Origin of the sequence: Helicobacter apodemus (assembly GCF_003097575.1) — a bacterium.
GTDB lineage: Bacteria > Campylobacterota > Campylobacteria > Campylobacterales > Helicobacteraceae > Helicobacter_D > Helicobacter_D apodemus.
On record NZ_CP021886.1, the window covers coordinates 1,231,816 to 1,249,862 of the forward strand.

Sequence of the window (18,047 nt, forward strand, 5' to 3'; positions counted from 1 at the left end):
TTATTCATGGCACAATGAGTTCATTTATATAGACTAAATCAACACCACTTTCTTTTAAATAACTAGAAGCATTTTGAAGTGCCAATAAAGTTTCTTTATGCGGATGCCCAATAGCAATAGCATATCCTTTAGTTTTTGCAATTTTAACCGCTTTCATTAAATTTGCAGTAATTTTTTCAACATCTAATTCATTATCTAAAAAAATATCCCTTTCTAAAAAGGGTATGTTTTGACAGGTATTAAAAGATTCTTTAGGATGGTATTGGTAATACTTTCTTGTTACACTTGGTATGGTTCTTGAATCCACAAAAGTAATACCCTCTTGGTTTAATGCTTCCAAAAGAAATTTCATTGCCCTTTCATTTTGGGTAAATTTACTGCCTATATGATTATTAACATAAGTTAAATTAGGAAAGTCTTTTTTGAGAGCTTTAATTCTTCCTTCAATGGTCTCCTTAGTATCTGTACTAAGAAGTAAATGATGTCCCTTTTGGTGAAAATTTAATGCTTCAAGCGGCAAATGTATCATATAAAAAGGTGCAATTTTTGCTATATTTGGAGTATTAGGAGAAATTTTACCCTTAGGGAATATGGAAGGTGTAACTTTAAAAGGCAATTGCATAACCTTATGGTATTGTCGCATAAAAGCTATATCATCAATAATAATAGCAAGTTGAGGTCTTATCCACTTACAATCTCCTATTAAATCCTTAGGATTTAAAGACTCTTTAACAACACTTTTTGAGGATTCTTCTTCTAGGCTATTTGTAATTTTAGGCGTATGCCCTAAAGGATTTTCTTGCGTAAAAATATTATCGCTTAAATCTTGATTGGATTCTAATAAGTCTAAATTTTTCGTTAAAATCTCTACATTTTGATACAACAAATCTTTATTAACTTCTTTAATACCACTTATTAAAGACTTAGCAAGATTATCTTGTGGGACTTCTGCAAGGATAGGGTTAGAATGTTCTTGATAATTCTTAAGCAAAAAACCTAAAATAACTATCGATACCAACAACAATAAGACTAAAGCAACAAAAACTAAAAATTTGCTTTTTTTATTTATCAAAAAGAATCTCAACTTCCAAAGTAGTAAAATTCTGATTAGAATCCGTTTTAATATCAATCTTTTGAGCTTTAGTGTATTTTTTAATGACCTCTAAAATTTCTTGTTTCATCGCATCTATATAAGGAATATTTACAACGCGTTCGTGAGCTAAAATTAAGGTCAATCTATCTTTTGCTTCTTGTGAAGAAGTTTTTTTATTTCCAAAAAATTTCATAAAACTCATGAAAATAACCTTCCAAAAAATCCTTTTTTAGATTTTAGTTCTAAAAAAGGCACTTCTTCACCTAAAAGTCTTTTTGCTATATTTTTATATGCTTGTGCTGTTAGATTATTTGAATAAATAATTGGCTCTCCTAAATTCGTTGAAGAAATGATTTTATCATCTTCTGGAACGACTCCAATTAAAGGAAGGGCTAAAATATTTAAAACATCTTCTATACTTAACATTTCACCTTTTTCTACCATTTCTGGTTTAAGTCGATTAATAATAACAGATTTTTTAACCTCTTCCCCAAATGCCGCCTTTTTGCTCTTAGCATCAATAATGCCAATTACTCTATCAGCGTCTCTAACGCTAGAAACTTCTGGAGTAGAAATAACTAAAGCCTCATCTGCTAAAAACATAGCATGTTCAAATCCCCCTTCAATACCAGCAGGAGAATCAAGTAAAACATAGTCAAATTCATTTTTTAATTTTTCAATAAGATAAACGACTTTATCTTTATCTAAGATATTTTTATCTTTACTTTGGGAGGCGGGGAGAAAATAGAGATTCTTCGTTCTTTTATCATTAATAAGAGCTTGAGAAAGATTACACTCCCCCTCCATGACATTGACAACATCATAAACAATGCGGTTTTCTAAGCCCAAAATCATATCAAGATTCCGCAATCCAATATCAAAATCAACAGCAACTACTTTTTTACCCAAAAGTGCTAATCCAACTGCCAAGTTTGCTGTTGTAGTTGATTTCCCAACCCCACCTTTTCCTGAAGTAATTGTAATAACTATCCCACTCAAAGCATACCTTTTAATTATTTTAGTTAAGAATCTACAAGTTTATAAATCAAGGTTTAGGATAATAACTTCCTAATCAATATTCTAGTTTTTTTCTTTATCGATAAGCTTACCAGAGGCAATCCAAGGCATCATACTCCTTAAATTCTGCCCAACTTTTTCAATAGGATGATTAGCAAGATTTTTTCTCTCTGCGTTCATTCTAGCATATCCCGCTTTACGCTCTAAAATAAAATCTTTAGCAAAACTCCCTTGTTGAATATCTTTTAAAATCTCTTTCATAGCTTTTTTAGATTCTTCATTAATAACTCTAGGTCCACTTATCATATCTCCATATTCAGCAGTATTTGAAATAGAATAACGCATATCACTCAAACCACCTTGATAAATCAAATCCACTATCAATTTTAACTCGTGCAAACATTCAAAATATGCCATCTCTTCAGGATACCCTGCTTCTACTAATGTTTCAAATCCTGCCTTAATAAGACTAGAAACACCTCCGCATAAGACAGCTTGTTCCCCAAAAAGATCAGTTTCTGTTTCATCTTTAAAAGTAGTTTCGATAATTCCACTTCTTCCACCACCAATGGCACTTGCATAACTTAAAGCAATAGCTTTTGCATCATTTCTATCAGTGTCTTGCTCTATAGCGATCAAATCAGGAATCCCTCCACCTTTTATAAACTCTGACCTAACCGTATGACCAGGTGCTTTTGGTGCAATCATAATAACTCCTACGCCTTTAGGAGCTTTAATTTGCCCAAAATGGATATTAAATCCATGCCCAAAAGCAATAATCTTGCCTTCAACCAAATAAGGTTTAATATCTACTTTAAAAACATCAGCTTGGAGTTCATCAGGGATTAATATCATAATCAAATCTGCCCATTTTGTCGCTTCACTAACCTCTAATACCTTGAAATTCTTAGCTTCTGCTTTTGCCCAACTCTTACCCCCTTTATAAAGCCCAATAGCAACTTCAACACCAGAATCTCTTAAATTCTCTGCGTGTGCGTGCCCTTGACTCCCAAATCCTATAATAGCAACTTTTTTCCTTTGAATTAATCCTAAATCACAATCTTTATCATAATAAACTCTAAGTGCCATTTTATACCTTTTTAAAAAATGTTGAAATGGATTATATTCTAATTAAACTTAAGCTATTTTATTGAAACTATTATTCTTTATTTTCAACACTTATTTGGTCTCGTATTTTTTCTACATTTTTCTTACCAAAGCCTTTAACTTTTTCTAACTCATCCACAGACACAAAAGGTTGCTTTTCTCGATAATCAATAATAGCTTGAGCCTTTGCCTCACCTATACCATTAATTTTCATCAACTCTTCTTTACTAGCAGTGTTTAAATCTACTCCACCAAACAAAAACGAAACCATTAAAAAGAATGTGGCCAATAATTTCATTTTCTCTCCTTAAATTAAATCTATCCCTTAATTGTAGCAAAAAGCATTTCTATTCCCCCAAATCTGCTAAATATTTTATTAAAAATATTTATTTGTAACTTTTAGTAACCCTATATTTTACGAAAACTCAAAGATTCAAGCAAATGCTCTTTTGCTATATATTTAGATTGCACTAAATCCGCAATACTCCTTGCCACACAAAGAATTTTATGCTTTTGACGCAAAGAAATACCAAAACGTTCAATCGCTAACTCCAAAGTTTCTTTAACTTCATTTCCCAAAAAGCAAAATTCCTCTAATTTCTCCCCTTCTAATCTTGCATTAAAACAATCCTGCCCTCTTCGTTTTTGAAATTTAAAAGCCTCCAAAACTTGCTTTTGCATTTGCTTAGAAGCAATAATGTTCTTTTCTTGTATGCCCTCTTGCATTTGCACAAACAAATCCAACCTATCCCAAAAAGGTTCAGAGATTTTATTCTTATAAGCATTAATTTCTTTTTGATTACAACGACATTCTTTAGAAATACTTAGGAGATTTCCGCAAGGACAAGGATTCATAGCCCCTACAAACAAAAAATCTGCAGGATAAGTAATTTTTGCGTGGAGTCTTGAAATTGTAAAATAATGATTCTGCAAGGGCTCACGTAAAGATTCTAAAATTGTTTTAGGAAAATGCGGCAATTCATCAAAAAATAATACCCCCAAATGCGCTAAAGCAATTTCTCCTGGTTTCACATTTTGAGCTACTGCACTTCCTAATATCGCTGCTTTTGTTGCACTATTGTGAGGATTCCTAAATACCCTAAAAGGAGAAAGCTGGAGTGTATGTGAAGCCATTTCTAAAATTTCTTGTCCTTTAAGAGGGGGTAAAATATAGGGGATTCGGGAAGCTATCATACTTTTGCCACTCCCAGCACTCCCTTCAAAAAGTATATTATGGAATCCACAAGCTGCTATCATAGCAGCCCTTTTTGCCCTCTCTTGACCAATAATATCTTTAAAATCTAGTGGAAAATCTGTGCTAAAATAATACTTCTCTCCTAAAATCTCCTCTGATAAGAAAGGTAAGTCTTCATAGCTTTGACTCAAAATAGGAGGATTTTTTAAAACCTCAATGCCTTCTTGGAGTGTATCAATGTAATAAGCTTTTAAATGGGGTATTTTAGAATAAAAGTTTTCCGCACTTTTTGGAAGCAGAAAAAAGGATTGCCGATTCTTATCTTTACTAAGCAAAGAAAAAAGCAGCGGATAGATAGCTGGAGTATCTTTTACCCTCCCATCTAGCCCAAGCTCCCCAAAAGCAAACCAAATTCTCTTATCATCTTGCTCACTGATATGTCCATGCAAAGCAATCAAAAGGGCTATAGGTAAATCATAAAAACTCCCTTGCTTTGGTAAATCTGAAGGAGAGAGATTAACAACAATTTTTAAAGGGGGGAATTTAAAGCCATTAGCTAGAAGTGAAGATTGCACCCTTTGTTTAGATTCTTGTATAGCATTTCCCGCCAAACCTGTAATCTGAAAAGCAGGTAGAGCCTTAGTGAAGCTTATCTCTGCCTCAACTTCTTTAGCCTCTAATCCTTCTAATGCAGCGCAATATAGGATATTTAAACCCATGCCTTACAATTCTTATTTTGCTTAAAAGCTTTCTCAAACTTTTTACGCTTTAAGATAGAGAGCTTATCAATAAATAAAACTCCATTTAAATGATCAATTTCGTGCTGAAACACGACTGCTAAATAATCTTGTGCTTCAATCTCTTTAGGATTCCCAAATCTATCTTGGTAGGCAACCTTTACTTTCTGAAAACGTTTAACATCTGCATAAAAATCCGGGACACTTAAACAACCCTCACTAAAAAATATTTCACCACTTTTTTCTAAAATCTCTGGATTAATAACCTCTATTAAATCCTCTTTAACCTGTTTCCCCTCTTCATTAGGCAAACAAATAAGCAAAGCTCTAATAGGTTTTGCAACTTGAATTGCTGAAATTCCAACTCCATTTTTCTGAAGCATCACTTCATACATTCCATCTAGAAGTTTATGCAAATCCTCATCAAATTTTTCAATAGGTTTTGAGATTTGACGCAAAAGAGGACTTGGATAAGTGATAACCTCTAACATTATTTACCCTCAAAGACAACAAATGAAGAATCGCTATTAGCGGCTTTTCTTAACGCTTCAATAGCATTTTTAATAAACTCTTGGTGTTTTGTGTTTTTATTAATCTCTAAGATTCCACTATTGACTGCCAAAATAACTTCTTTACCATCAAAATAGATATTGGTAGAACTAACATTATTACAGATTCTATTAGCAAAACGTTTTGCACTCTCTTTATCAGTATAATACAACAACACCCCAAAAACACCTTCTCCAATATAGGCAATGGTATCACTTTTATTAACAAGATTTTGCAAGATTTTTACAATAGTCTTGTTAATAGCTATGAATTTTTTCTTATCTGCAGTAATTTTCTCAAGCTTCTTTGAAACTTTAAAAATAATAAAGAAATGCGTATGTTTGGTGTCTCTAACAGCATTAAGCATTTTAAGAGCTTTAGACTCCATATATTTTCTAGTAAAGACTTTATATCGAGAATCTAAGATAGAACAAACAATAATATCTTGCACATTGTCAGCACAGGTTTCATAAAGATTTTTAACCTCATCCATTTGTTTTTTTAAGATTTGGTGTAATTTTAGTAATTCTTGTTCAAAAACTAAAATGATATTTTGAAAGGTATTAACATTATTAACTGCAGCAATTTCTTTTTTATGATTTTGGACAATACGATACAATACACTAAAATTTTTATGCATTTCTACAATTGCCCGCAAAAGCTTTGTTATAGTATTATAGTTTTCAGAAACTTTAAGCTCAAGCTCTGCTTGTGCTTCAATCAAACTCTCATCTCTTGGACCAAAAGAAGCCAAAAGATCATCTCTAAACTCTTTAGGTTTGTCATTTAAAAGTTTTTCAAAATAAATTTTATAATTCTCTGGTAAAGGAGCCACCTCATTTGAATTCATAGCATCAAAAACTTCTTTACTAAATCTTTGAATATCTGTAGCAGAAGGATCTTCTATATCTTCACTTACAGAATCATCAATTTGTTGATTTTCATCTATATCAGTTTCCTGTGCTTCAGTCATTTTTGCTAACTCTCCACTCATCATAATTGCCTTTATTATTTCAAACTTTTAACTAATACCGCATCAATCAAACCATAATCTTTTGCTTCTTTAGCACTCATAAAAAAATCTCTATCGGTATCCTTAGCAATTTTCTCTAAAGGTTGATTAGTATTATCAGCTAAAATACTATTCAATATCCCCTTTAAACGTAAAATCTCCTTTGCTTGGATTTCAATATCTGTAGCCTGCCCTCTAGCACCACCTAATGGTTGATGAATCATAATCCTAGAATTTGGCAGAGAATATCTCTTACCCTTCTCCCCACAACTCAATAAAAAAGCCCCCATACTAGCTGCTTGCCCAATGCAGATGGTGCAAATATCAGGTTTAATATAACTCATTGTATCATAAATACTAAATCCACTTGTAATAACACCACCTGGAGAATTAATATACAAATAAATATCTTTTTCAGGATCTTCTGCCTCTAAAAACAACAATTGTGCAACAATAGATGAAGCCAAGCCATCATTTATTTCACCACTTAACATAACAATCCTATCTTTTAATAATCGTGAATAAATATCATAACTTCGTTCTCCACGACCAGTCTTTTCTATAACAATAGGAACATAATAGCTCATTTACACCTTCTTATCCAATAAATTCGTTAAAATTCTATCCTCTAACATAGCCATTTTCACAGCAGGAAGAAGATTATTATTTTTATAATAATCTAAGATTTCTTGAGGATTCTGCCTCATTGCTATAGCTTCATAATAAATAGTATTAACAACCTCATTATCAGGTATATTAATTTTATCTCTTTTAGCAATAGCATCTATAATAAAAGTAATTTTAACGCTCTTTTGTGCATTTTCCCTTTGTTCCTCTCTTTTAGCTTTAAGCATTTGCTCATCTTTAGCTAATTTTTCTTGTTCCTCTTTAGGCAAGGAAGCAAAAATATTCCTAAGCAACAAATCCATCTCTTGTTCTACGATAGTTTGGGGTAAGTCAAAAATAATCATCTTATCAAGATTCTCTACCAAGCTCATTTTTAACTCTTTATTATATATTTCACGTTTCTTTTCATCTTGCAACTGGGCTTTAACCTTTTCTCTCAACATCTCTACATTTGCCTCTTTTTCATCGGGCAATAAAGTTTTTGCGAAGTTATCATCTACCTCAATTTTGCCTTGTGTTTGTATTTCATTAAGCTTAACTTTAAAAGTTGCTAATTTACCCGCTAAATTCTTAGCTTGATAATTTTCTGGAAAAGTTACTTCAATAGCCTTTTCTTCTCCCTTTTTCATACCAATGAGCTGCTCTTCAAATCCTTCTATAAAAGACTTGCTGCCGATTTTTAGAAGATAATTTTCTGCTTTCCCTCCCTCAAAAGGGCTATTATCTATAAACCCCTCAAAGTCTATTTTGGCATATTCTCCATCTTTTAGCTTCCTACGACTATCTTCAATGCTAATTAGGGGGGCTCTAGCCGTAGCAATTTCTTCTATTCTTGCATCAATATCTTTATCGCTAATCTCTGGGATATTCACAGATGGGATACATTTTTCTAAGTTTTCAAGAGGGATAGCGGGGTTTAACCCAATCTTAAGCTCAATCTCTAATCCTTCTTTTGTTGGATTAAATTTAGTAATTTTTGGATCACCTACTAATAAATTAGGTTGCACCTTTAATGTTTCTAAAACTTCTCTTAAAATATCTTGGATACATTCTTTTTGTGTATCTTCTTCAAGTTGCTTTCCATAACGCGCTTTAATGGTTGCAGTTGGAACATGCCCTTTTCTAAAACCATCAATTTTAAGATTCTTTCCTGCAGATTTTATAACCTCTTGTAGCTTTTTATCTAATTTCTCTTGAGAAATAACTGCTTCTGCAATTGCATTTGCACTATCAATTCTATTTACCTTTAAGCTCATTGTGCTTCATACTCCAAAAACATAAAATAAGTAATTAATATAGTTTTTTCATTATAGTAAATATTTTCTTAAAATTTACTATCTTACTCAACAAAACATCATATGAACTCTATATGAACTCTATCAACCTGTATTTCTAATACCCTGTGCTATACCTACTATGGTTGTTACAATCTGCTCAACAATCCTCTCTTTTTGTTGGGGATAATGTGCGTTTTTATATTGTTTAATGAGATAGAGCTGCAAAAAACTAAGGCTTGTCAAGAAAGGCTTACGCAAAAGAATAGATTCTTGAATCATCTTCTCACTAGCTAATAAGCACTCCTCTTGTCTTATAAATAAAAGCCATTCTAAGCTTAAAGTATATTCTCTCTTAATCATCTGCCAGATTCTATCCCTAATCTCTTGTTCCTCTACAAACTCATTATAAAATTTCGCAATTTCTAAATCTACTTTTAAAAATGCTTGCGAAATATTATCAATGGTGGTTTTAAAAAACAAATCCTCCTGATAACATTGCCGGAATATTTCCTTATCGTAAGTCTCATTTGCTTTTTGCAATCCACTACCAAGCCCATACCAAGCAGGGATAATAGCTCTATTTTGTGTCCAAGCAAAAACCCAAGGAATAGCGCGTAAATCCTCTACCCTCTGCGTATCTTTTCGCTTACTAGGGCGTGAGCCAATATTGAGTTGCTGGATAAACTCTATAGGGGTAGCACTCTTAAAATACTCCATAAAACCCTCTGTTTGATAAACTAATACCCGATACGCTTTAAAGGATTCTTCACTAACCTTTCGCATTAAAGAATCATAGTCTTTTTTAGGGGCTAAATGCACCCCACCAAATTTATCATAAACAGATTTTTTCAATAAGGCAGCTAAAATGCTAGAAAAATTAAAAGCTGCTTTTTTAGGGTTAAGGTATTTAACGCTAATAACTTCACCTTGCTCTGTTGTCTTTAAAAATCCTGCCACGCTATTATTAGGGGATGCCATTAGGGCATCACTTAATGCACCTCCACCACGACTAACACTGCCTCCTCTGCCGTGAAACAATCGGAACTTAATGTTTAATTCCTCCCCTAAGGCTATGAGGTTAGAGATTGCTTTATATAAAGAATAATTACTGGCAAAAATCCCCCCATCTTTACTAGAATCAGAATACCCAATCATAATCTCTTGGTAATTTTTTCTTGATTGCAAATATTGAAGATATTGCGTATTCCTACAAAGCTCTCTTAAGATTTTAGGAGCATTTTCTAAGTCTAAAATAGTTTCAAAAAGTGGTGAAATAGAGATTCTAGTCTTTTTTCCCTCTCTCCAAAGCCCTGATTGTTTGGCATACCAAAAAACACATAAAAAATCATTCGCACTCTTACACATTGAGATAATGCACGAATTAATAATATTATCACTAATCCTTGTTTTTGCCCATTGAAAATTCCAAAAAACCAATAATATCTCTTGGGTTTGGACACTAAGCTTATCATAGAATTTATTAAGATCTGGTGATGGTTGATTGAGTGCAAAATCTAAAACCTCCCTTTGTTTATTAGGAGGTAGAAGCAATAAATCCTCTTGTGTATAGCCCAAAATAGAAAAAATTTCAGCTAAAGCCCTCCAAAAGACATCGCGATGTTCTCTAAAATCTAGCTGCATTAAATGAAACCCTGCTAAAAGCACTAAATTCTTTAATCGCTTTAAATATTTTCTACTACGATTATCTAAAGATTCTATAAGCATTTCAATATCTTTTATAAACTCTTTAGGGGTTTGATATTTATAAATCTCACTCTCCTCTAAAGCTATTTGCGGTAGATTTAAAGCAATAATCCTATTTTGTAATTTCACTCTCATACAAGTAAGTTTTGCCCTTATAGGCTCTTGCAAAAAAAGTTTTCTTGCCATATCATCTAAACATTCTTTTTCTTCCTCTAAACTCTCTAATAATTCCTCTGTGGGGCAAATATATTCTCTTGCGTGGGATAGCTCTCGGCTTAATTTATCAATAATCTTTAAATAATGCTCAATAATGGTTTTATGCTGTTGCTTCATAACCGCTAACATTACAGAATTATTCACATAAGGATTCCCATCCCTATCACCTCCAATCCAACTACCAAGCCTAATAGGAGATTTTTTCAAATCCTCCCCCAAAACTTCTTGCACTTCCTCTAAAACCTCTGTCCCACTCTGTAAGATGGAGCTTTCCATAAAATATAATAAATTATCTAATTCAAATAATACCTCTATTTTCTCTCTACGCACAATATGGCTATACCATAAACAACTTAAGCGGTATTTCAAATGCTCTTTTGCCTCTTGCTTACCACAATCAATCCATAAATGCAAATCATCACACATTTGGTGATAACTCTCTAAAAATGTCCTACGCAAAGATTCAGTTGGGTGAGCTGTAAAGACGGGATAAAACTTCATCCTTTTTAAGACTGCTTTAATATCCTCTTCATCATAGCCTTCTACTTTAAGCTCTTGCATAGTTTTTTGTAAATTAACTTTTGGGTTCTTTTTTAAGTGATTTTTCTCATCAATAATATTAAGGAGTAAATGGTATAAAGTAAAAGCTTTAATAAGATTAGGGATTTCCTCTGATGGCAATTTTTGCAATAAATCTTTTTCATAAAGATGAGAAGATTCTTCTTTAAAAACTATGAAAAACTCCTTAGTATTTGCTGAAACCTCATCTAAAAATTCCATCATTAAATTAAAAATAAAATCTGTATCTTTTTTTTGCTCCATTATGACCACCTTTTATTTTTTATCATTATAACGCTTTCTTACAAAGAAAGGCATTTTTTGCTTTAAAAGCCCTAATAATCTTAAGTTTTTCTTGCAAAATATGCTCTTGTATCATTTTTCTACTGGGTTTTGGTATCGTATTTTCTATCCAACTTACAGGGGAATAATTACCAATGGCATAAAAGATTTTCCATATCCTTTTAACAGGTAACTGCAAAGATTGCTTAGAATAAAGGCAATAAACGCTCTCTTGTGCGTAAAAAAACCTTATTTGGCATTGCAAAAGATTCTTATTCCTTTTAAAGCTTTCTAAGACATTTAATATCTCCAAATCATCACTATGCCATAGTGTTTTTATTTTTTGGTGATTATTCATTAAAAGAAACATTGATTTTTTAAGTGTTTTGGGGATTTGTATATCTAAGTGCTTTTCAAAAGATTCCTCCCTTTGCTTAGGAGATAAAGAAGGATTAGCAAGAAACTCTAAAAACAAATAATAATAAAGCGTGCTTAGTTTAAGCAATTCACCCCCTGCTTTTAAAACCTCTAAAACTTTCATTATATAATCAAAAACAGAAATTTCTATATTATCAAACCCTATCTTTAGGGAATTAAGTGAGTAAATAAAGGGAAAAACCCTATCTAAAACACCAAGATCTAACAAGGTTTGAAAAAATAAATAAGATTTTTCATAATGTAAAAGAATTGCTATTTCTTGGTAGAGCCTATTAGGCTCTAGCTCCGCTAAACTCTCCTTCATTGTAGCAATGAGAGCTTTAGTGCGGGGGTGAATTTTCCATAGTTCCCCAAACTTTGCTCTAAATCTCGCAATCCTTATCACACGCAAAGGATCTTCACAAAAGCTCAAGGAGGTATGCTTTAAGACTTTATTGGCTAAATCGTCTCTCCCCTTAAAAGGGTCGATAATCTCTCCACTACTTTCATCTAATGCCATAGCATTAATAGTCAAATCACGTCTTTTTAAATCCTCATAAAGGGTAATATTTTCTATCTCATAACAAAAACCATTATAACCTTTAGCAACTTTACTTTCTCTCCTTGCTAAAGCTATTTGTGTATATTCATCTACTAAATAAACAGGAAAGTTTTTGCCAACTTTGCGTAAATGCAAAAAATCATCTTGGGTATAACCAACTGCTACATAATCTTTATCTTTTATAGGCAACCCTAAAAGCCTGTCCCTAACCGCTCCACCTACAAGATAAATTTTTTTAGTAAAGCCCGTATTTTCCATCGATTCTTTTATAAATCACCCGCATTTTAGAATCTTTATCATTAAAAACAAAAAATTGTTGAGAGCTACTCTTTAAACACTCTAATGCCTCATCAATATCCATAGGTTTATGCAAATACAAATCCATTGGAACAATCTCATCCTCCCCTTTTAAAGTTAAAGCTTCATCGCGTAAAATATCCATTGCCATTAATTCTTCAGTAGGAGTTGTATGCTTTTGATTAATTTTATCGTGATAACGACGCAAAATTTTATGCATTCTTGCAAATGCTAAATCCGCAGCAACATACAAATCTTTATCTTTTTGGCTAATAACAATCATATTAGCCTTTGCCACAGATAAAGCCATATCAATCAAAAAAGACTTTTTCTTTTTCTCTTTTCCCTTTTTTTCTTGAAAAGAAACTACCACACGAAAACTCAAAATATCTAAATGATATTTTTTTAACCCCTCACCTAGATGGATAATATATTCTTTAATGGAATCTGTAAGTTCAAAATGCCTTGAAGTTATCACTATATTCATAAAAATCTCCTTGTTTTTTTATATTGTATCACAATGGAGTTAAAACAATATCTTTAAAAACAGGTTTTAAGATTATTAAAAAAGTTACAACTCAAGGTTTTTCATCGCCTCTCTTAAAAGATTTTTATCAAAGACTACTCCTTGGGATTGCATAAAAATTTCAAAAGCTAAAATCGCTTGATAAACCAACATATCTTTACCATCTTGAATGGGTATTTTTAAAGATTGTGCTAATTGCAAAAAAGGAGTTTCTCTGCCATAAACCAAATCAAAGGCTAATCGTGCTTGTTTCAAAATCTCTATAAGTTGCTCCTTGTGAATCGGAAAAGAATTTTCTAATCCAGAGGGTGTAGCATTAATAATAAGATCATAGGCTTTTTTAGGTTTAAAAGAATCAAAGGTATAAGTTTCAAACCCTCTAAAAGATGTTAAACGCTCACTAGAGCGATTTAAAATCGTTGTATCAATATTTTTTTCTTGCAAAATGCAAGCCAATGCCTTAGCACTCCCCCCAGCACCTAAAATAAGGGCATTTTTAAATTTAAAAGAGGCAATACATTCATAAAAGCCCATCGCATCAGTGTTATATCCAAAAATCTTATTATTACAAAAAACAATAGTATTCACCGCTTGTATTTTTTTCGCAATTCCAAAGGTTTCATCACAAGAGCTAAAAGCTATTTCTTTAAAGGGAATAGTAATATTTGCCCCCTTTAACCCTAAGGTATCTAAAGATCTAAAATCTTTTTCTTTATCTAAACAATAGCGTCCATAGAAAGCATTAATACCCAATATTTCAAAGGCGTAATTATGCAAAAGGGGTGAAAGGGAATGATTAATAGGGTTTCCAACAACAGCAAATTGCATTATTGTTCTATTAGAGATCTACGAAGAGTCCAGCCCTCAAGAGCATTTTTATCCTTAATTCTAGCCCATCCATTGGCTTCCTCAACAATCTCTACACTATCTTGAGGCGTAAGCTTACCCATAATAGGAGAATCTATAGAAGGTTTTTGGCGAATATTTAAACGAGGAACTTTAGCAGTATAGTAAATAGGCTTACCTTGATTTTTTTGGGTATTTTCTGAAGAATTTGGCTGAACTTGTGAAATAAAACTCTCTGAAAAATAGGATCTTGTATAGGCTTTTAAAACCCAGCCTAATGTAGTTTGTGTAATAGTTTCACCAATTAATACCCACTTACCATTATCCTCTAAAATAATCGCTTTAAGTTGCGGGGTGAATTTGCCTATTATAGCAGAAGTTGTATTAGGTTCCTCTCTTATATTAAGAGAAGGTACTTTGGAGGTAATATATTTCTTAGGATCCTCTAATTCATTAGGTATTTCATTATTAATTTCAATCTCTGCATTATTATCAGTTTGATTATCATCAGGTAAAGGCACAATCTCTTTTTGCAGTTGTTGTGCTAAAACATCTAAATTATATTCATTATCCTCTTCTTGGGAAAGCATAGATTCTGCTTCAGTGAGAGGCTGTATTTTGCTATCTTGTCTTTTAATAATTTCAAAAATAGAATAATAAATGGCAAAAGCTAACAATAATACAAAAATAGGTAAAGGATAGATCTTAAAAAAACGTTTTATCCCTTCAAACATATCCATAAACCCTTTTAGCAAATTAAGCTAACATTGTAGCTAAAAAACTCTTATTAAGCAAATTTCACCCTTTTGCTACCTTGTTTTATCTCACCTAAGATATAACCATTACATATTTTAGCAAGGGCATTAGCCTCCTTACAATCACAAACCAAAACCATACCAACCCCCATATTAAAAGTCTGATATTTATCAGAATCTTCTACATATTTTGTAAGCCATTCAAAAATAGGGAGTGTTTGTATCTTTTGCTCTTCAATAATAGCATCAACATCATAGGGCAAGATTCTAGGGATATTTTCTATTAATCCCCCTCCTGTAATATGGGCTAAAGCCTTAATTTTATGCTCAATAGCTTTAAAAGTTTTTACATAAATTTTTGTTGGCTCTAAAAGCTCCTCTATAAGAGTTTTTCCATTAAAGTTAGATTCTAAGTTTATGCGATGCTCTGCAATAATCTTCCGGACTAATGAATAACCATTAGAATGTATTCCATTACTTGGAAGTGCCACTAAAATATCACCAACTTTTATAGAGTTTTCTCTCTCTACTTTTTCTTTTTCTGCAATACCTACGGCAAATCCTGCTAAATCAAAATCCTCTTTTTGATACATTCCGGGCATCTCTGCACTTTCTCCGCCTATTAATGCACATTCTGCCTCTAAACAACCTTTGGTAATCCCCTTAATAACTTCTAAGGCTTTAGTTTTATTGAGCTTTCCAGTGGCATAATAATCTAAGAAAAAAAGCGGGGTAGCAAAATTACAAATCAAATCATTAACACACATTGCGACTAAATCTATACCCACATTCTCTAAAATCCCCCAATCAATGGCTAGACGCAATTTCGTCCCAACACCATCAGTAGCGGCTAAAATTACAGGCTCTTTATAACCATTAGGAATCTTATAAGCTCCACTAAAAGAACCAATTCCTCCTAAAACATTTGCATTAAAGGTAGATTGCGCCAGATCTTTTAAATCCTCTACTAGAGCATTTCCCTCTGCTATATCCACACCGCTATCTTTATAACTTAGCTTCTCCATAATATCCCTCTAATGCAAAATATCAAGGAAATAATACAAAATTACAACTTAAAGCTTGAGAATTTCGCCTATAATTAACAAAATTTAATGCTAGCTACTATATAATTTATCGAAATTATATAGTAGGAGGCAAATATGTCTCAAAACACCCTTAATAAGGCGATAAATTTTATTAACCGCGAATTATCTTGGCTTAGGTTTAACACACGCGTTTTAAGTGAAGCACAAGATAAAAGTAATCCTTTATTAGAGCGTCTAAAATTCCTTGCTATCTATAGAACCAACCTTGATGAATTTTATATGGTAAGAGTTGCGGGATTAAAACGACTTTATAGTGAGGGGATTATAGAAAGCGGGGCGGATAGATTAACCCCCAAAGAACAATTAGAGGAGATTAGAAACTATCTCCAAAAAGAACAAGAATGTCTAGAATCTTGTTACCAAGAAATTAAAAAAGGACTCCAAAATATCGGTTTATCCATTAAAACCTATGATGAAGTTAATAAAGACCAAAAACAAAAGCTTCAAGAATATTTCTTAAACCACCTATATCCCATTGTTGTACCAATTGCTGTAGATGCTACGCATCCTTTTCCTCACCTTAACAATCTTACCTATGTCTTAGCACTCAAACTCCAAAACCTTGATAATCCCAATGAAATTAAATTTGGTATGACAAGAATTTCAAGAATGCTCCCTGGCTTTATCAATCTTGATGATACTTATATCTATACAGATAGTGTTGTAGCAGAATTTACTAGTGAGTTATTTCCGGGATTTAAAGCTATTAATTGGGGTGCCTTTAGGGTAACAAGAAATGCCGATATGGAGATAGAGGAGGAGGAAGCCGATGATTTTATGGTGCTAATGACAGAGGGATTAAAGTCTCGCAGAAAGGGAGAGATTATCCGACTTGAAATTAGCAAAAGCGCGGATGAAGAGTTAAAAGGTTTTATTGCTCAATACATTAAAGTCTCAGCAGAAGATATTTATGAATACCAATTACCGATGAATTCTAATATCCTATGGGAAATTGTAGGGAATAAAAACTTTGCTAATCTGACTTTTCCAAACTATACCGCTAAAATCTTACCCCCCCTAGATTCTAAAGCGAATATTTTTTCTGTGTTAGATACAAGGGATATTCTTTCTTTTCAACCTTATGAAAGCTTTGAACCCATTGTAAATTTCATCCAAAGTGCCGCAAAAGACCCGGACGTTTTTTCCATTCGTATGACTTTGTATCGTGTTGGCAAAAACTCCCCTATTGTTAAATCACTTATTGAAGCAGCTGAAAATGGTAAGCAAGTTACAGCTCTTGTAGAGCTTAAAGCAAGATTTGATGAAGAAAATAATCTTAATTGGGCAAAAGCCTTAGAATCCGCTGGAGCTCATGTTATCTATGGAGTGCCCGGATTAAAAGTGCATGCAAAAATTGCCTTAGTGATTAAAAGTATCGGGAGAGAATTACGCGAATATGTGCATTTAAGCACAGGAAATTATAATCCAAGCACCGCAAAAATTTATACCGATATTAGCTATATGACTTCTAAAAAGGAATTTACCCAAGATGCTACAAAATTCTTTCACAATCTCTCTGGTTTCTCGCATAAATCCAAACTTCAAACCCTCTTTGCCGCCCCTATGCAAATAAAATCTAAGATTTTAGAACTTATCCACAATGAAGCTAAAAAGGGGAATGAGGGGAGAATTATCTTAAAAGCTAATTCCATTGTCGATACGGATGTGATTTTAGCCCTTTATCAAGCCTCTAATGTTGGCGTTAAAATAGATTTAATTATTCGTGGAATTTGTTGTTTAAAACCAAATATCAAAGGCGTAAGTGAAAATATCCGCGTAATCTCTATTGTAGGAAAATATCTAGAACACGCAAGAATCTATTATTTTAAACACTCAAAACCACAAATTTACTTTGCAAGTGCGGACTTAATGCCAAGAAACCTAGAAAGAAGGGTAGAATTAATGACCCCTATTTTTCAACAAGATTTAGCGGATAAGCTCTTTGGGATTTTAAAAATCCAAAGTGAAGATAATGCTAAATCTCACGAACTTCAAAGCAATGGTGAATACAAAAAACTCTCCCCCAATGCTGGAGAGAAAGCTATCAATAGCCAAAAGATTTTAGAAGATTATACTAACTCTACTTATATCTCTTTAAAACGGCAGGAAGAAGAAGTCAAAGCCAAAAAACTTTCAAGACAAATGTTTAAAAAGAATTAGAAAC

Annotated in this window: 17 protein-coding genes; 1 reads left to right on the top strand and 16 read right to left on the bottom strand. The window is 32.7% G+C overall.

Going from position 1 to position 18,047, the window contains the following annotated elements:
• Positions 1-4: 4 nt before the first annotated feature.
• The 16 genes from CDV25_RS10595 to purM all read right to left on the bottom strand — a co-directional run bounded on the left by CDV25_RS10595 (position 5) and on the right by purM (position 15,802).
• Complete coding sequence (locus CDV25_RS10595; RefSeq protein ID WP_239056325.1) at positions 5-1,072, bottom strand: divergent polysaccharide deacetylase family protein; 1,068 nt, start codon at positions 1,070-1,072, stop codon at positions 5-7.
• The gene (gene minE, locus CDV25_RS06065; protein ID WP_034552979.1) at positions 1,062-1,295 is read right to left on the bottom strand and encodes a cell division topological specificity factor MinE; all 234 of its coding nucleotides are present in this window, start codon (positions 1,293-1,295) and stop codon (positions 1,062-1,064) included. The genes CDV25_RS10595 and minE overlap by 11 nt, the downstream gene beginning before the upstream one ends.
• A complete protein-coding gene (minD, locus tag CDV25_RS06070) occupies positions 1,292-2,092 on the bottom strand; it encodes a septum site-determining protein MinD (protein ID WP_108911187.1) in 801 nt (266 codons plus the stop codon). The genes minE and minD overlap by 4 nt, the downstream gene beginning before the upstream one ends.
• A gap of 81 nt (positions 2,093-2,173) precedes the next feature.
• On the bottom strand, positions 2,174-3,199 hold the full coding sequence (ilvC, locus tag CDV25_RS06075; protein WP_108911188.1) for a ketol-acid reductoisomerase: 1,026 nt from the start codon (positions 3,197-3,199) through the stop codon (positions 2,174-2,176).
• 70 nt (positions 3,200-3,269) lie between these two features.
• Positions 3,270-3,515 (bottom strand): ComEA family DNA-binding protein, encoded by a 246-nt coding sequence (locus CDV25_RS06080; protein ID WP_108911189.1) that lies wholly within the window; start codon positions 3,513-3,515, stop codon positions 3,270-3,272.
• Positions 3,516-3,625: 110 nt separating this feature from the next.
• The gene (locus tag CDV25_RS06085) at positions 3,626-5,131 is read right to left on the bottom strand and encodes a YifB family Mg chelatase-like AAA ATPase (protein ID WP_108911190.1); all 1,506 of its coding nucleotides are present in this window, start codon (positions 5,129-5,131) and stop codon (positions 3,626-3,628) included.
• Positions 5,122-5,640: a peptide deformylase gene (gene def / locus CDV25_RS06090; RefSeq protein ID WP_108911191.1), complete on the bottom strand. Its 519-nt coding sequence runs from the start codon at positions 5,638-5,640 to the stop codon at positions 5,122-5,124. Before def ends, CDV25_RS06085 begins: the two co-directional genes overlap by 10 nt.
• Positions 5,640-6,692 (bottom strand): GGDEF domain-containing protein, encoded by a 1,053-nt coding sequence (locus CDV25_RS06095; RefSeq protein WP_162550455.1) that lies wholly within the window; start codon positions 6,690-6,692, stop codon positions 5,640-5,642. The genes def and CDV25_RS06095 overlap by 1 nt, the downstream gene beginning before the upstream one ends.
• Before the next feature lie 14 nt (positions 6,693-6,706).
• Positions 6,707-7,297, bottom strand: coding sequence for an ATP-dependent Clp endopeptidase proteolytic subunit ClpP (gene clpP / locus CDV25_RS06100; RefSeq protein ID WP_108911193.1), 591 nt, complete (start codon positions 7,295-7,297; stop codon positions 6,707-6,709).
• Complete coding sequence (gene tig, locus CDV25_RS06105; RefSeq protein ID WP_108911194.1) at positions 7,298-8,593, bottom strand: trigger factor; 1,296 nt, start codon at positions 8,591-8,593, stop codon at positions 7,298-7,300.
• Positions 8,594-8,716: 123 nt separating this feature from the next.
• Positions 8,717-11,356, bottom strand: a complete 2,640-nt coding sequence (locus CDV25_RS06110; RefSeq protein ID WP_108911195.1) for a phosphoenolpyruvate carboxylase — start codon at positions 11,354-11,356, stop codon at positions 8,717-8,719.
• A 25-nt stretch (positions 11,357-11,381) separates the two neighbouring features.
• The gene (locus CDV25_RS06115) at positions 11,382-12,611 is read right to left on the bottom strand and encodes a tRNA nucleotidyltransferase/poly(A) polymerase-related protein (protein WP_108911196.1); all 1,230 of its coding nucleotides are present in this window, start codon (positions 12,609-12,611) and stop codon (positions 11,382-11,384) included.
• Complete coding sequence (gene hpf / locus CDV25_RS06120) at positions 12,589-13,137, bottom strand: ribosome hibernation-promoting factor, HPF/YfiA family (RefSeq protein WP_034552958.1); 549 nt, start codon at positions 13,135-13,137, stop codon at positions 12,589-12,591. Before hpf ends, CDV25_RS06115 begins: the two co-directional genes overlap by 23 nt.
• A gap of 84 nt (positions 13,138-13,221) precedes the next feature.
• Positions 13,222-14,004: a shikimate dehydrogenase gene (locus CDV25_RS06125; RefSeq protein WP_108911197.1), complete on the bottom strand. Its 783-nt coding sequence runs from the start codon at positions 14,002-14,004 to the stop codon at positions 13,222-13,224.
• On the bottom strand, positions 14,004-14,756 hold the full coding sequence (locus CDV25_RS06130) for an SH3 domain-containing protein (RefSeq protein ID WP_162550456.1): 753 nt from the start codon (positions 14,754-14,756) through the stop codon (positions 14,004-14,006). The genes CDV25_RS06125 and CDV25_RS06130 overlap by 1 nt, the downstream gene beginning before the upstream one ends.
• Positions 14,757-14,809: 53 nt before the next feature.
• Positions 14,810-15,802, bottom strand: a complete 993-nt coding sequence (gene purM, locus CDV25_RS06135) for a phosphoribosylformylglycinamidine cyclo-ligase (RefSeq protein WP_108911199.1) — start codon at positions 15,800-15,802, stop codon at positions 14,810-14,812.
• A gap of 135 nt (positions 15,803-15,937) precedes the next feature.
• Here purM and CDV25_RS06140 point away from each other — a divergent pair, with 135 nt between their 5' ends.
• Positions 15,938-18,043 carry an RNA degradosome polyphosphate kinase gene (locus CDV25_RS06140; RefSeq protein WP_108911200.1) on the top strand — a complete coding sequence of 702 codons (2,106 nt, stop codon included), beginning with the start codon at positions 15,938-15,940 and terminating at the stop codon, positions 18,041-18,043.
• The last annotated feature ends 4 nt before the right edge of the window (positions 18,044-18,047 follow it).

What these genes read in the sequence shown, in the direction of transcription:
- minE (WP_034552979.1), bottom strand. Translation starts at nt 1,295, where the DNA reads ATGAGTTTTATGAAATTTTTTGGAAATAAAAAAACTTCTTCACAAGAA.
- ilvC (WP_108911188.1), bottom strand. Translation starts at nt 3,199, where the DNA reads ATGGCACTTAGAGTTTATTATGATAAAGATTGTGATTTAGGATTAATT.
- CDV25_RS06080 (WP_108911189.1), bottom strand. Translation starts at nt 3,515, where the DNA reads ATGAAATTATTGGCCACATTCTTTTTAATGGTTTCGTTTTTGTTTGGT.
- CDV25_RS06085 (WP_108911190.1), bottom strand. Translation starts at nt 5,131, where the DNA reads ATGGGTTTAAATATCCTATATTGCGCTGCATTAGAAGGATTAGAGGCT.
- def (WP_108911191.1), bottom strand. Translation starts at nt 5,640, where the DNA reads ATGTTAGAGGTTATCACTTATCCAAGTCCTCTTTTGCGTCAAATCTCA.
- CDV25_RS06095 (WP_162550455.1), bottom strand. Translation starts at nt 6,692, where the DNA reads ATGAGTGGAGAGTTAGCAAAAATGACTGAAGCACAGGAAACTGATATA.
- clpP (WP_108911193.1), bottom strand. Translation starts at nt 7,297, where the DNA reads ATGAGCTATTATGTTCCTATTGTTATAGAAAAGACTGGTCGTGGAGAA.
- tig (WP_108911194.1), bottom strand. Translation starts at nt 8,593, where the DNA reads ATGAGCTTAAAGGTAAATAGAATTGATAGTGCAAATGCAATTGCAGAA.
- CDV25_RS06110 (WP_108911195.1), bottom strand. Translation starts at nt 11,356, where the DNA reads ATGGAGCAAAAAAAAGATACAGATTTTATTTTTAATTTAATGATGGAA.
- CDV25_RS06115 (WP_108911196.1), bottom strand. Translation starts at nt 12,611, where the DNA reads ATGGAAAATACGGGCTTTACTAAAAAAATTTATCTTGTAGGTGGAGCG.
- hpf (WP_034552958.1), bottom strand. Translation starts at nt 13,137, where the DNA reads ATGAATATAGTGATAACTTCAAGGCATTTTGAACTTACAGATTCCATT.
- CDV25_RS06125 (WP_108911197.1), bottom strand. Translation starts at nt 14,004, where the DNA reads ATGCAATTTGCTGTTGTTGGAAACCCTATTAATCATTCCCTTTCACCC.
- CDV25_RS06130 (WP_162550456.1), bottom strand. Translation starts at nt 14,756, where the DNA reads ATGTTTGAAGGGATAAAACGTTTTTTTAAGATCTATCCTTTACCTATT.
- purM (WP_108911199.1), bottom strand. Translation starts at nt 15,802, where the DNA reads ATGGAGAAGCTAAGTTATAAAGATAGCGGTGTGGATATAGCAGAGGGA.
- CDV25_RS06140 (WP_108911200.1), top strand. Translation starts at nt 15,938, where the DNA reads ATGTCTCAAAACACCCTTAATAAGGCGATAAATTTTATTAACCGCGAA.